General features: G+C 66.6%; 16 protein-coding genes. All 16 read right to left on the reverse strand.

Translation table 11 applies throughout. The annotated features are described in order from the left end of the window. Window positions 1-171: 171 nt before the first annotated feature. Window positions 172-963, reverse strand: coding sequence for a tryptophan synthase subunit alpha (trpA, locus tag IPG14_RS08420; RefSeq protein ID WP_343386761.1), 792 nt, complete (start codon window positions 961-963; stop codon window positions 172-174). Window positions 964-966: 3 nt separating this feature from the next. Beyond that, window positions 967-1791, reverse strand: coding sequence for a CPBP family intramembrane glutamic endopeptidase (locus tag IPG14_RS08425; RefSeq protein ID WP_343391501.1), 825 nt, complete (start codon window positions 1789-1791; stop codon window positions 967-969). Further along, window positions 1788-2516: a CPBP family intramembrane glutamic endopeptidase gene (locus IPG14_RS08430; protein WP_343391502.1), complete on the reverse strand. Its 729-nt coding sequence runs from the start codon at window positions 2514-2516 to the stop codon at window positions 1788-1790. The genes IPG14_RS08425 and IPG14_RS08430 overlap by 4 nt, the downstream gene beginning before the upstream one ends. 101 nt (window positions 2517-2617) lie before the next feature. After that, entirely contained in the window at window positions 2618-3808 is a 1191-nt protein-coding gene (gene trpB, locus IPG14_RS08435; RefSeq protein ID WP_343391503.1) for a tryptophan synthase subunit beta, read from the reverse strand. Then, window positions 3798-4541 carry a phosphoribosylanthranilate isomerase gene (locus IPG14_RS08440; protein WP_343391504.1) on the reverse strand — a complete coding sequence of 248 codons (744 nt, stop codon included), beginning with the start codon at window positions 4539-4541 and terminating at the stop codon, window positions 3798-3800. The genes trpB and IPG14_RS08440 overlap by 11 nt, the downstream gene beginning before the upstream one ends. After that, a complete protein-coding gene (gene trpC, locus IPG14_RS08445; protein ID WP_343391505.1) occupies window positions 4538-5365 on the reverse strand; it encodes an indole-3-glycerol phosphate synthase TrpC in 828 nt (275 codons plus the stop codon). Before trpC ends, IPG14_RS08440 begins: the two co-directional genes overlap by 4 nt. Then, the gene (locus tag IPG14_RS08450) at window positions 5358-5705 is read right to left on the reverse strand and encodes a hypothetical protein (protein WP_343391506.1); all 348 of its coding nucleotides are present in this window, start codon (window positions 5703-5705) and stop codon (window positions 5358-5360) included. The genes trpC and IPG14_RS08450 overlap by 8 nt, the downstream gene beginning before the upstream one ends. Continuing rightward, complete coding sequence (gene trpD, locus IPG14_RS08455) at window positions 5698-6717, reverse strand: anthranilate phosphoribosyltransferase (RefSeq protein ID WP_343391507.1); 1020 nt, start codon at window positions 6715-6717, stop codon at window positions 5698-5700. The genes IPG14_RS08450 and trpD overlap by 8 nt, the downstream gene beginning before the upstream one ends. Beyond that, complete coding sequence (locus IPG14_RS08460) at window positions 6711-7292, reverse strand: aminodeoxychorismate/anthranilate synthase component II (protein WP_343391508.1); 582 nt, start codon at window positions 7290-7292, stop codon at window positions 6711-6713. The genes trpD and IPG14_RS08460 overlap by 7 nt, the downstream gene beginning before the upstream one ends. Further along, on the reverse strand, window positions 7289-7618 hold the full coding sequence (locus IPG14_RS08465) for a hypothetical protein (protein WP_343386752.1): 330 nt from the start codon (window positions 7616-7618) through the stop codon (window positions 7289-7291). Before IPG14_RS08465 ends, IPG14_RS08460 begins: the two co-directional genes overlap by 4 nt. After that, entirely contained in the window at window positions 7615-8265 is a 651-nt protein-coding gene (locus IPG14_RS08470) for an HAD-IA family hydrolase (RefSeq protein ID WP_343386751.1), read from the reverse strand. The genes IPG14_RS08465 and IPG14_RS08470 overlap by 4 nt, the downstream gene beginning before the upstream one ends. Further along, window positions 8262-9155, reverse strand: a complete 894-nt coding sequence (locus IPG14_RS08475) for a carboxymuconolactone decarboxylase family protein (RefSeq protein WP_343391509.1) — start codon at window positions 9153-9155, stop codon at window positions 8262-8264. Before IPG14_RS08475 ends, IPG14_RS08470 begins: the two co-directional genes overlap by 4 nt. Next, the gene (locus IPG14_RS08480; RefSeq protein ID WP_343391510.1) at window positions 9152-9544 is read right to left on the reverse strand and encodes a hypothetical protein; all 393 of its coding nucleotides are present in this window, start codon (window positions 9542-9544) and stop codon (window positions 9152-9154) included. The genes IPG14_RS08475 and IPG14_RS08480 overlap by 4 nt, the downstream gene beginning before the upstream one ends. 64 nt (window positions 9545-9608) lie before the next feature. Further along, window positions 9609-11096: an anthranilate synthase component I gene (gene trpE / locus IPG14_RS08485; RefSeq protein WP_343391511.1), complete on the reverse strand. Its 1488-nt coding sequence runs from the start codon at window positions 11094-11096 to the stop codon at window positions 9609-9611. After that, window positions 11096-11776 carry a hypothetical protein gene (locus IPG14_RS08490; protein ID WP_343391512.1) on the reverse strand — a complete coding sequence of 227 codons (681 nt, stop codon included), beginning with the start codon at window positions 11774-11776 and terminating at the stop codon, window positions 11096-11098. Before IPG14_RS08490 ends, trpE begins: the two co-directional genes overlap by 1 nt. 339 nt (window positions 11777-12115) lie before the next feature. After that, entirely contained in the window at window positions 12116-12568 is a 453-nt protein-coding gene (locus tag IPG14_RS08495; protein WP_343388905.1) for a hypothetical protein, read from the reverse strand. Window positions 12569-12628 lie beyond the last annotated feature (60 nt).

Genomic DNA, 12628 nt, shown 5'->3' on the forward strand with positions numbered 1-12628 from the left:
CGCAGTTGCCTCCTCCAGGGTTGGTTCGATCGGGTTGTGTGTCTGTGCCCTTAGCGAACCGGGAGCGCAAAAGCCCCGGCCAGCGGACAGCCATAAGCGCGGCCCACGAAGGGCCAACGCCACGCCCATCGGCGCTCGTTAGCCCACGTGCGGGCCGCTATCACCTGTCCACTATCGACCGGAGACATCCTCCACAAACTCCCTGACGCTCTGCGCGCGGTGGTCTTCCTCCGCGGCGTCAATGGTCGCGATTATAGCAGAGCCCACGACTGCTGCATCGGCGACTTCGCGGACGATATCGGCCTGCTTGCGCGTATTGACCCCGAAGCCGACGGCGAGGGGGAGCGAGGTGTGGGCGCGCACGCGCGAAATGAAGGTTGCGAGGTCTCCCGAATCCACCGTTTTCCCGCCTGTCGTGCCTGTCACGCTGACGCAGTACATCCATGCATCGGCGGTGGTCGCCAGCAGTTCGATGCGCTCATTCGTGCTTGTAGGAGCCACCAGGGGGATGAGACTCATGTCGTTCGCCCGGCATGCCGCGAGGAAGTTGCCGCTCTCTTCGGCGGGCAAGTCGACGACGATGAAACCGTCCGCCCCCGCCGCTTTCGCTTCGGCGACGGCACGGGCTTCGCCCCGGGAGTAGAGGGGGTTGTAGTAGCCCATGAGGACGATCGGGGCCTTCAGCCCCTTCTCGCGGGCCTCGCGGACGATATCGAAACAGCCCTGAACCGAGATGCCGTGCTCAAGCGCGATCTGGTTCGCGTGCTGGATGGTTGCGCCGTCGGCCATCGGGTCGGTGAAGGGGACGCCGATTTCGATGATGTCGGCTCCACCGGCCTCCGCCGCCAGCAGGATCGGGACCGTGTCCTTCATAGTTGGGTAGCCGGCGGTGACGTACGGGATGAAAAGCTTGCGCCCGTTGCGGCGGGCGTCTTCGAACAGTTCGCGCATTCGTTTCGACATCGATCAGATCCTCGCCAATAAGAGAATGAAGCTGAGCAGATTGAAAAGCACGTGAAAGGCGATGGCATCCCAGAGGGAGCCGCTCCGCCAGTAGAGCCAGCACATCACCAGCCCCGCGCAGGCGAAGGGGATGACCGTCGCCGCATCGAGGTGGGAGAGCGCGAAGAGGACGCTCGAGACAGCAGACGCCGGGAGGAATCCCCATTGGCTCAGCCCGCCGAAGACGAGGCCGCGGTAGAACAACTCTTCGCCGAACGGCGCCGCCACGAGGGTTGTCACTCCGTAGAGTGCCAGCGCCCAGGAGTCCCGCGCGGTGACTTCGAGCCCGCCCGGCTCGCCCTGGAGCGCGTCGATCCCGAAGGCGTCTATAGCCCTGGTGTAGAGGCCGGCGGCGAGGTAAACGGCCATGACTGCCAGTCCGGGGATCCAGAGGCGGTCGAAGTCGAATCGCCGAAGGCCGGTCAGCGAGGCGAAGCGCCCGGGCCCCTGGCGGCCGGCGACCAGCGCGATACCACCGAAGAGGAGCGTCGCGAGGATGGCATATCCCCAGGCGACACGGGCTGCGACGACGTCTCCGTGGATCCGAGGCGGGTCCGGCACTGCATTTCCTGCAGCCGCGCGGACGAGACGCAGGTCGGCGTATTCGGCCACCGCCGCCGCCTTTTCGAAGGAGTTGCCGATGTCGGTGAACGCCCGTTCCGCACCCACCGCGCCGGCCGTCGGCCCGATGAGCAATCTCGGCACGATGAACGCCGCGAGCCCGAGCCAGATGCCGAGGAGCACTGCAGTTTCGCCCCAGGGCATCTCGCCCAGCTTCCGCGGGCTCATCGTGTGGCCGCCATGATTGCGAAACTCGTCGCATTGAAGAGGAAGTGGAAGGCGATGGAGTCCCAGAGTGAGCCCCGGCGCCAGTAGATCCAGCCGATCAGGAGGGCGATCCCGACGAACGGGATGAAACTGCCCGGGTCGAAGTGCACGAGGCTGAACATGAACCCGGAGATAAGCGCAGCGATGATCGTTCCCCAACGGCTCAGTCCACTGAAGACCAGCCCGCGGAAGAACATTTCCTCCGAAAGTGGGGCGCCGATGAGCGTGACGATGCCGGTGATCGCGAACGTCGTGTCGTCGCGGATGACCGCTGCCGGCACGGTCGAGGTCGGTTCGAGCCACGAGATCCCGGTCGCCGCGGCCGCGATCGAGTAGAGGAAGGTCCCGGCGTAGGCGAGGATGACGCACCCGGCGATCAGCCAGATCCTCCCGGGGTTGATCTGGTCCATGCCGGTTTGCCGCACGAACCCGGAGAAACCCTGGCGGGCGACCATGATCACGAGCGCCACCAGGAAGACCTGGGACACACCGGTCATCACCAGGGCGAAGCGGAGGTCACGCTGGTCGGCCAGCACGGCCGGCGGGGTGGGGAGGGCCCGGCTGTTCGCCGCCGCTTCGAGGCGCTGGTCGGCGTACCGGGCGACGGCGTTCATCTTCTCGAAGCTGTCGCCGATGTCGTCGGTCGTAAATTCATCGGTCGTCAATGCGAAGAGCACGATTGCCACGGAGATGACGATGAACAGCCCGATGAACCCGCCAACGCCAATGAGGGCCTCCTTCGGCCCCCAGCCGAACGTCCTCGGCGGCCGGTGGACGGCGGCTTCGTTCAGAGCGTCACTCCCAACGCTCCCGCGACGGTGTGCATGTCCTTGTCGCCGCGGCCGCTGAGCCCGAGCAGGATGTCCTTTCCTGGGCCGAGTTCACGGGCGACACGCATGGCGTGGTAGATGGCGTGCGACGGTTCGAGAGCAGGGATGATGCCCTCCGTCCTGGTCAGTGCCTGGAACCCTTCGAGGGCCTGTTTGTCATCGACGGCGACGTATTCGGCGCGTTCGCTGGTCTTCAGCCAGGCGTGCTCCGGCCCGACGCCGGGGTAGTCGAGCCCCGCCGAGATGCTGTGGGTCTCGAGTATCTGCCCGTCGGCATCCTGGAGGAGGTACGTTTTCGTGCCGTGGAGCACGCCCGGCCGGCCGGCTACTAGCGTCGCCGAGTGCCGGCCGGTCCCGACACCGTCGCCGCCGGCTTCGACGCCGATGAGGCGGACCGGGTCATCGACGAAGGGGTGGAAGAGGCCGATGGCGTTGCTGCCGCCGCCGACGCAGGCGATCGCCACATCAGGCAGTTTCCCGGCCTGCTCGAGCATCTGGGCGCGCGCTTCCTTGCCGATGACGGACTGGAAGTCGCGCACTATCGTCGGGAACGGGTGAGGGCCGATTGCCGAGCCGATGATGTAGTGGGTCGTCTCGACGTTGGTCACCCAATCGCGCATGGCCTCGTTGATGGCGTCCTTGAGCGTCTTGCTGCCGGATTCCACCGGGACCAGGGTCGCGCCGAGCATCTTCATGCGGAAGGCATTGAGCGATTGGCGCTTGATGTCCTCGCTGCCCATGTAAACGACGCATTCCAGGTCGAGCATGGCGCAGACCGTGGCGGTGGCCACTCCGTGTTGGCCGGCCCCGGTTTCGGCGATGATGCGCGGCTTGCCGATACGCTTCGCGAGGAGGGCCTGCCCGAGGGCGTTGTTGATCTTATGGGCGCCGGTGTGGGCGAGGTCTTCGCGCTTGAGCCAGATGCGAGAGCCGCCGCATTCGCGGGTGAGGCGTTCGGCATGGTAGAGCGGCGTCGCGCGCCCCACGTAATGCTTCAGCAGGTAGTCCAGTTCGCGGTGGAACTCGGGGTCGGCGCTGGCCCGGTTGTACTCGCGCTCGAGTTCTTCGTGGGCGGCGACGAGCACTTCCGGGATGAAGCGCCCCCCGAATTCGCCAAAGTGCCACGGAAGTGGTGTTTCAACGGCCAACAGGAGCCCCTTTCGCCGCGCGGATGAACGCGCGGATCTTCTCGATGTCTTTGACCCCGCCGGTTGCGACGCCGGTGGAAACGTCGACGCCCCATGGCTCTACCTGCCCGATGGCTTCGGCCACGTTTTCGGGCGTCAGGCCCCCGGCAAGCAGGAATGGCTTCCGTTCCCCGACCTGAGCGGCGATCGACCAATCGAAGGTTGTGCCTGTCCCGCCGAGTGCGCCAGCCGAACCGGTGTCCAGGAGCAGTCCTGCGGAGATCCCGGGGACGCATCGGTCCTCGACATCTTCGGCGGACATGCCGGAGTGGACGTGGACGGCACGGAGGACCGGCCGGTGGACACGCCGGACGAAATCATCGTCCTCACCGCCGGAGAGTTGCACGAGGTCGAGGCCGGCGGCATCGGCGATGTCGTTCACTTCGTCCGGGTTCATCCCGGCGAAGACGCCGACGAGGAGCGGGCGCCAGCTGGTCGCCGACTGGTCGATGGCCTCGGCCCAGGCGCCGAACCAGGTGCGTGCCGAGACCTCGCCGCGGACGGGGCCTTCGAAGGTGGCCTCGCCTGCCTGGCTGCGGCCGCCCTTGATTGCCTCGACGATGTCGTGGCACTGCTGGGGCGTCACCCGGCGCTTCGATTCGGCGAACATGATGCCGATGAAGTCGGCGCCGGCCTTCGCGGTCTCGAGGGCGGTTTCGGCTTCACGAATCCCGCAGATCTTGACGAGAGTCATGGCCGCACCGCCGGGGCAGGGAGTCCGCGGAGCTCGCCGATCTTCGCGGCCGGGTCGTCGGCGAGCATCAGCGATTCGCCGACCAGCACCGCGCCGGCGCCCGCGGCCTGGAAGCGCTCGACATCTGCGCGGGTGCTGATCCCACTGAGCGCGGCGAGCAGCACGCCGCCAGAAGCCAGCCCGGCAAGCCGGTCGGTCGTGCCCAGGTCGACATCGAAGCTGCGGAGATCACGGTTGTTGATGCCGATGATCGCCGCCCCGCTATCGATTGCGCGGCGCATCTCTTCCGCGTTGTTCACCTCGACGAGCGGTTCCATGCCGAGTTCGCGGGAGAAGTCCAGGAGTTGTGCCAGCGTCTCATCGTCCAGGGAAGCCACGATGAGCAGCACGGAGTCGGCGCCGGCGACGCGCGCTTCGAGGACCTGGTACTCGTCGATGATGAAGTCCTTGCGCAACACCGCCGGGCGGGTTTCGCCCATCGATTCGACGGCTCCGCGGACTCCGGCGAGGTCGGCAAGCGTGCCCTTGAACCAGGTTGGCTCCGTGAGCACCGAGATTCCGGCGGCGCCGCCGCTGGCGTATCTCATCCCCTGGGCGACGGCGTCCATCCCGGGGGCGATGTCGCCTTTGCTCGGAGAGGCGCGCTTCACTTCGGCGATGACGGCCATCGGCCGGTCGCGGCGCAGGCGCTCGGCGAAGTCGATGGGGGTTGGCGCGCCGGCGAGGGCGGCCTGGAGCGCCTGTGCGGGCTTCGCCAGCTTCGCTTCCGCCACGTCGAGCTTCCGGCGGGCGACGATCGTGTCGAGGATCGTCGGCTCAGGCATGGCCGGCCCCGGGGAGTGGAAACTCGGGCAAAAGCAGTTCCTCGTGGCCTTCGAGGGTGACGGTGAAACCCTGCTTTCGGAGTTGCCCGATGAGGACCGGGATTACGTAGAGCGCATGGACGAGCGCCTGGAGCGAGTCTTCGCCGGAGAGTTCCGTGACGGTGCCTTCCACTTCCTGGAGGTGCAAGCCGCAGTTCCACGAACCGTCCAGGGCTTCGACCGGCCGCGCGATGCGCACATGCAGCTTGCCCGCCCGCCCCTGCGGAGTGGTGAGTTCGAGCTCTCGCTCCGCGAAGAGGTCGGACTGGGCGATAGATGTCCGGGCAGCGGGTTCAGTCACTGCCGGCCTCCTGCGTGAGCGCGACATAATGGTCGAGCACTTCTCGTGCGCGTCCGGAAGCGATGGCTTCGCGGGCGAGCACGACGCCTTCGGGGAAGGCTGTGGCCTTGCCGGCGACAAAGAGAGCGGCAGCGGCGTTCATCAGGACAAACTCGGTCTTCGGGCCGTCGTGTCCATCGAGGATGGCGAGGATGTCGCCAGCGTTCTGGCGGGAGTCACCGCCGGCGACATCGGAGATGGGGCGGACGGGAAGGGCGAAATCGGCGGGAGCGAGTTCGCGCTCGGAGACCTCCCCATCGGCGACGATCCATGCGTGCGTGGGGACGGCGGTACTGATCTCGTCCATGCCGTCGTTCGAGTGGACCACCAGCGCGCGCGCCATACCGCGGAGGGCGAGTGCTTCCGCCACAATCGGGCCGATAGCGCGTGCGCCGACCCCGACGAGTTGGGCGCGCGGCCTTGCCGGGTTCGAGAGCGGCCCGAGGATATTGAAAATGGTGCGGATCCCGATTTCGCGGCGAGGGCCGCCAACGTGGCGCATGGCCGGGTGGAAGCGTTGCGCGAAGAGGAAGCCGAATCCGCAGGAATTGATGACCTTTGCGACCTGTTCGCCGCCGAGGTCGATGCGGGCGCCGAGGGCTTCGAGGACGTCGGCACTGCCGCACTTCGAGGATGCCGCGCGGTTCCCATGCTTCGCCACGCGCACGCCGTTGGCGGCGACGACAAAGCCCGCCGCCGTGGAGACGTTGATGGTGTCGATACCGTCGCCGCCGGTCCCGCAGATATCGATGACGTCGGAGACGGGGCACGGTTCGGCATGGGTCTCCATGACGGCAAGGCCGGCAGCGACGGCTTCGGCGGTTTCGCCGCGGACGCGCATCGCCGCGAGGAAGGCGCCGACCTGGGCCGGGCTGGCGTTGCCGGTCATGATCTCCTCGAGGGCGGCGGCCGTCTCCGAGCCGGTCAGCGGGCCGCGTTCCGCGAGTGCGCGGATGGCATCCTGGATCACCATCTTCCGCCCTCCATTTCGAGGAAGTTCTTCAGCAGGTCCTTGCCGTGTTCTGTGGCGATCGACTCGGGGTGGAACTGGACGCCTTCGACTTTCAGATCCCGGTGGCGGATGCCCATGATGACGCCGCTCTCGGACGTTGCGGTGACTTCGAGTTCACGTGGCTGGGTCTCCGGTGTCCCGGCGAGCGAGTGGTAACGGACGGCTTCGTAGTCATTCGGGATGTCTTTGAAGACGCCCCTGCCGTCATGGTGGATGTGGGAGGTCTTGCCGTGCTTGATCTCCCCGGCCCCGGCCACCGTGCCGCCGTAGACATCGTAGATGCACTGGTGCCCAAGGCAGACGCCGAGGACCGGGACCTTCCCCGCGTACTCCCGGATGACGTCGCGGGAGATGCCGGCATCGTCCGGGTTGCCGGGGCCCGGCGAGATGACGACGTGGTCCGGGTTGAGGGCACGGATCTCGGCCATGGTCACCTGGTCGTTGCGAAACACTCTCACGTCGGCGCCCAGCTCGGCGAGGTACTGGTAGAGGTTGTAGGTGAAGCTGTCGTAGTTATCGATGAGAACGGTGGTCATTGGTCCAGTCCCTCCTCGTGGGCCAGGTCTTCGGCGATGAGGCGCAAGGTGGCGGCCAGCTCTTCGGGGGTATAGCCGAATCCCCGCCGGTCGAGTTTGAACTTCTTCTCCAGGTATGCGGGCTCGTACGAACCCGGGGAGCGCAGGTTCAGCGGGTAGGCGCTGCCGGGTTCGCCCATGAGAGATACGAGGAAGTACCCATCGCCCGCGGACCGCGTGAAGCTTGCCGTTTCGCGCATCAAGGGGACGAGGACGAGCTCCACGCCGCCGCTGCGGTAGAAGCGGACGCCCACGTGCGACAGGTATTTCTCGAAGTTCGCGGTCACGATGGCGATGCCTCACTTGCGAAAACCGCGAGCACTTCGCCGGGGGTCTTGACGGTGTGATGGGGGCTTGCATCGAGCAGGAGTTCGGCATCGAGCGTGCCCCAGAGCGCGGCGACGGAGGTCACTCCGGCGTTCTTCGCCGCCCAGACGTCTGCCGGGCTGTCGCCAACGAAGACGACGCGCGGCGACGCCTCGATGAGGAGCCGATCGAGCGCCTCGTAGACCGGCGCGGGGTCCGGCTTGTGGTCGTCGGTGTCGTCGGCGCCGACGACGGAGTGGAAATACTGAAGGAGCCCGGTCGAGGTCAGTTCTTCAGTCGCCCCCCAGGCGATCTTGGAGGTGACGACGGCCATCGGGATCTCGGCTTGCTGGAAGGCTTCGAGGACGGCGACCACCCCGGGATACGGGTCGATCTCGCGCGCGAGGTTGTAGTAGTGCTCGCGGTAAGTGTTCACGAAGCGCATGTAGTCATCCGGCAGCAGGCGGCGGCCCATGTCCTCGAGACTGCCGCCGCGGTGCGAACGCCAGAGGGCCTCGGGGTCGGTCTTCCAGCCCAGGCAGGCCTCGTGGGCGTAGGCGAGCGCCTTCATCCGGCCCGGCAGGGTGTTGAGCAAGGTGTCGTCCATATCCCAGAGCACCGCGGTCACGAAGGCCTCCCCGGGCGAGGGATGCCGCGCTGGGCGAAGGTGGCTTCCATTACCGGCCAGGCTTCGAGCGCTGCAGGGAAGCCTGCGTAGACAGCGACCATACGCAGGGTCTCGACCACTTGTTCGGGGCTGACGCCGTAGTTCAGGGCGCCTTCGATATGCGTGCGCAGCGGAGCGCCGGTGCGGCCCGTTGCGGCCAACATGGAGATGGCCTCGAGGCTGCGGGTGCGGGGGTCGAGAGCCGGACTCGCCCAGACTTCTCCGAGGGCGAAGTCGATGATGTCTCCGGCGAGCTCCGGCCGGGCTTTCTCCAGCCGGGCGGCGGCTTCGAGGGCATCGGAGGCGCGCAGCGCCCCGAGCACATCCAGGCCCGCAGCGCGCCGGCTTCGCTCGCCGCGGTTTCCCGTTTCCGGGGCAGGGAGCAGGTCGAGCGAGGGAGCTCCGGCGGGGGCCGCGGCCGCCTGTCCGCTGAGGGCCGCCATGATCCTGGCGGTGTCGTCCTCGGCTTCTTTGAGGCCGAAGGCCTGGAGGATGGCGTTGCGTGCGCGCTCGTCCATGTGGATGGCCTGGATGTCTTCGAGCCCGAACCAGCCGGCGCCGTGTCCTGGGCTGACCGACGGATCCCCCACCCATTCCGTGGCGGCGTAGACGTTATAAACGACCTGGCCGCCTTCGACCGGGAAGTAGTGGGTCTGGAGGAAGTCTTCTTCGATGGCGGGCGCCATCACTCCCAGCCGCTGGAGGACAGCATCCATCTCGGCGTCGATGTCGTCGTTTTCGAGCGGCAGCGGCCCGCCCGGGAGTTCCCACGGGGCATCGGGCCGTGCACGGACGAGGAACAGCCTGCCGTCGCGTTCGAGGATTGCCGCCATGTGGATGTCCTGTCTCATGTTGTCTTCATCGCGTGCGTCTGGAGGATGCTGAAAAGGAGGATACGGAGGGATGCCGGGAGGGCGGTCATCGCGAGCTCGGTATCGGTCAGCCAGCGCCCGGCTTCCGGGGGCACGTCGCCGGTCCAGTCCCACACGGAGTAGAAGCCGCAGAATTTCTCGCGGTCTTCCTCCGGGTTGCGGTAGATGAAGGCTCCCTGGCCCCAGATCGAGGCGGCTTCAATGCCCAGCTGGTCCCAGAGGTGGGCGGTCAGCTCGACCTTGCGGTCTTCGGCCATCGGGCGGAATACGCCGCCGGGCAGGCCGAAGTGGCCATCCATCAAGCGCACGAAGACTCGCCCGTCGCGAACGAGCACCCCGTAGACGCAGTCAGGCCGCCTGTCGGTCACCTTCCCGTCCCCCTTTCCTCGAAGTGCCTGCGACCCGCATCGCGGGCGGCTCTGGTGCGCCTGCCTAGCCGTAGCCGAGGCTACCGGTCTTGACCTCGGCGGCGGCGATTTCCGCCTGGTCGATGGCACGCATGAGCGCGCGCATCTTGTTGACGGTCTCGACGTACTCGGTATCCGGGACGGAGTCGTAGACGATGCCGCCCCCGGCCTGAAGGTAGGCGACCCCGTCCTTCACCAGCATCGTGCGGATGGCGATGCAGGTGTCGAGGCTGCCGGCGAAGCTCGTGTAGCCGACGGCGCCGGCGTAGATGCCCCGTTTCGATGGCTCCAGCTCGGCGATGATTTCCATCGCTCGAACCTTCGGGGCGCCGGAGACGGTGCCCGCCGGGAACACCGCCCGGAACGCGTCGAAAGGTGTCTTGCCCGGCGCGAGTTGGCCGGAGACGTTGGAAACGATGTGCATGACGTGTGAGTAGCGCTCGATCTCCATCATCTTCGTGACGCGGACGCTGCCGGGAGCGGCAACGCGCCCGACGTCGTTCCGGCCAAGGTCGACAAGCATGATGTGCTCGGCACGCTCTTTTTCGTCGGCGAGGAGTTCCACCGCGAGTCTGTCGTCCTCTTCCGGCGTAGCACCGCGCGGGCGAGTGCCGGCGATCGGGTGGGTCACGACTTCACCGTCTTCCACGCGGACGAGGAGCTCGGGCGAGGCGCCGACTACCTGGAAGTCGCCGAGCTCGAGGTAGAACATGTATGGCGACGGGTTCACGGTCCGGAGCTGGCGGTAGATGTTGAACGGGTGGACAGCCGTCGGCCGGGCGAGCCGCTGGGAAGGCACCGCCTGGATCACGTCGCCCGCGATCACGTAGTCGCGGATGCGTTCCACCATGAGTTCGTAGCCCTCGCGACCGACGTTGCTCTCGGCCTGGCCGTTGGTGCGAAGTACGGCGGCGACTTCCTGTTCGGGAAGCTTGATCGTCGGGCTATTCAGGCGGTCGACGATTTCGTCGATCTGGAACGCTGCCTGCCGGTAGGAAGAGTCGATGTCGCCGTCGAGCCGGCAATGCGCGATGACCTTGATGGTGTGGTGGATGTGGTCGAACACGACCATCGAGTCGCAGAAGAGGAAGATTGCCTCGGGGATGCCGAGGACGTCGGTTTCCGGGGGGACGACGCGCGGCTCGAAGTGGCGAACAGCGTCGTAGGCGACGTAGCCGATCGCGCCCCCGGTGAAGGCCGGGACGCCGGGGACCGAAACCGCCTTGAAGCGTGCCATCTCCTGCTCAAGTGGAAGGAGCGGGTCGCCGTCGTACTCCTGGCCGGGCCCGGTCTTCAAGACGCGGTAGGGCTGGGTGCCGATGAACGAATAGCGCGCCAGACGTTCGCCGCCTTCCACCGACTCGAGCAGGAACGAGTACTGCCCGGTGCGCACCTTGAGGAAGGCGGAGACCGGGGTTTCCAGGTCCGCGGTCACTTCGCGGAAAATCGGCACGAGGTTGCCTTCGGCTTTCGCCGCCATCGCCTTCACTTCATCGAGCGTCGGCCGGAGCATCAGTACTTCCCCAGGTAGTTCAGGTCGAGGGCGTCGCGGACCATTTCCATCGTCTCGCGGGCGATGATGCGCATCCGGTTGGTGCCCGCTTCGAGCGATTCGCGCACAAGCGGCATACGCGCTTCGTAGTACGCCCTCCGCTCGCGGAACGGGTCGAGCCGGTCATTCAAGACCTGGGTCAGGCGGTCTTTCAGCACCTTGTTGGGCACGCCGCTTTTCCCGTAATCGTCTTTGAGGCCGGCCACCGTTTCGGTGTCGGGATCGAAGGCGTCGAGGTAGAGGAAGATCGGGTTGTCCTGGACATTCCCGGGTTCATCGAGTTCGCGGGGCGGCCCGGCGTACATCCGCTTCACCTTCCGGGAGACCGTCGCGGCATCGTCTTTGAGGTCGATGGTGTTGCCGCGCGACTTGCTCATTTTCGCGTTGCCATCGGTCCCCACGAGGCGAGCGACACGCCCGACCAGTGCTTCAGGTTCCGGGAAGACCTCCTTGAAGCGATGGTTGAAGCGGCGCGCTGTCTCGCGTGTGAGTTCGATGTGCGGCAACTGGTCTTCGCCGACGGGGACGAGGTGGGCACGAGGGAGCAGGATGTTCGAGACCTGCATGACCGGGTACGTGTAGAACGCGACGGGCACAGGCTTCCGTTCCTGGCCCTCTTCCGGTTCTTCCATGGCCGCCATTTCGGCCTTCAGGGTGGGGGTTCCGTTCGAGCATAGCGACAGGAAGGAACCAGCCGAGCCAGGTGGCGAGCTCCGTGTGCTCGGGCACAAGGCTCTCGATGACGAAGGAGCTTCCCTCCGGATCAAGGCCTACGGAGAGCCAGTCGAGCGCGACCTCCCAGACTGCGTCGCGGACGCGCTTGATGTCATCCGCGTAGTCCGAGACCTGGTAGTCGGCGATGAGGAAGTACGTCTCGTAGTCATGCTGCAAGCGCACCCAGTTTTCGAGCGCCCCGGCATAGTGGCCGAGGTGCAGGGCGCCGGTCGGCCGGATGCCCGTGAGGATGCGTTTGCGCTCAGTCATCGTGGGCCTCCGGGGTTGCGCGGCGGTCCGCCGGGGCGCGGAGGCTGTCCGCCGCCTGGCCGCATCGGCGGGCGCGGACCAGCCTGGGCGGGGCCGCGCTCGATCGACCGGACGTAGGCGGTTATCTGGCGCGAGGCCTGGTCGACGAGGTCGATTTCGTTACCGAAGACGCTCTCTTGCTCGTTGGTGACGGCTGCGAGGACGTGGATCCACGACTTGCACTGGGCGAGTGCGCCGCGGGCGTCGCGGAGGATGCCCGCCTGGGCGGGGCCATCGCGCCCGGCAGCTTCGGCGATGAGCCCACAGGCGATGCCCGCGAGTTCGAACGCCTTCGCCTGGGCATCGGCGGATGCCTTCAGGTTCGAGCCAATCTTCAGGCGGCCAACGGCGGCCGCCAGGCGGACGCTGGTGTTCCAGGCCTCAATCGATTGCGGATCACCTTCGGCCATCAGGAGGCCGCCAGGGTGCTCAGGTTTGCTGTTGTCACGTGGGCCAAACTCCTCCCGCTG

The sequence above is a fragment of the Candidatus Amarobacter glycogenicus genome (genome assembly GCF_016704105.1).
Taxonomy (GTDB): Bacteria; Chloroflexota; Dehalococcoidia; order Tepidiformales; family Tepidiformaceae; genus Amarobacter; species Amarobacter glycogenicus.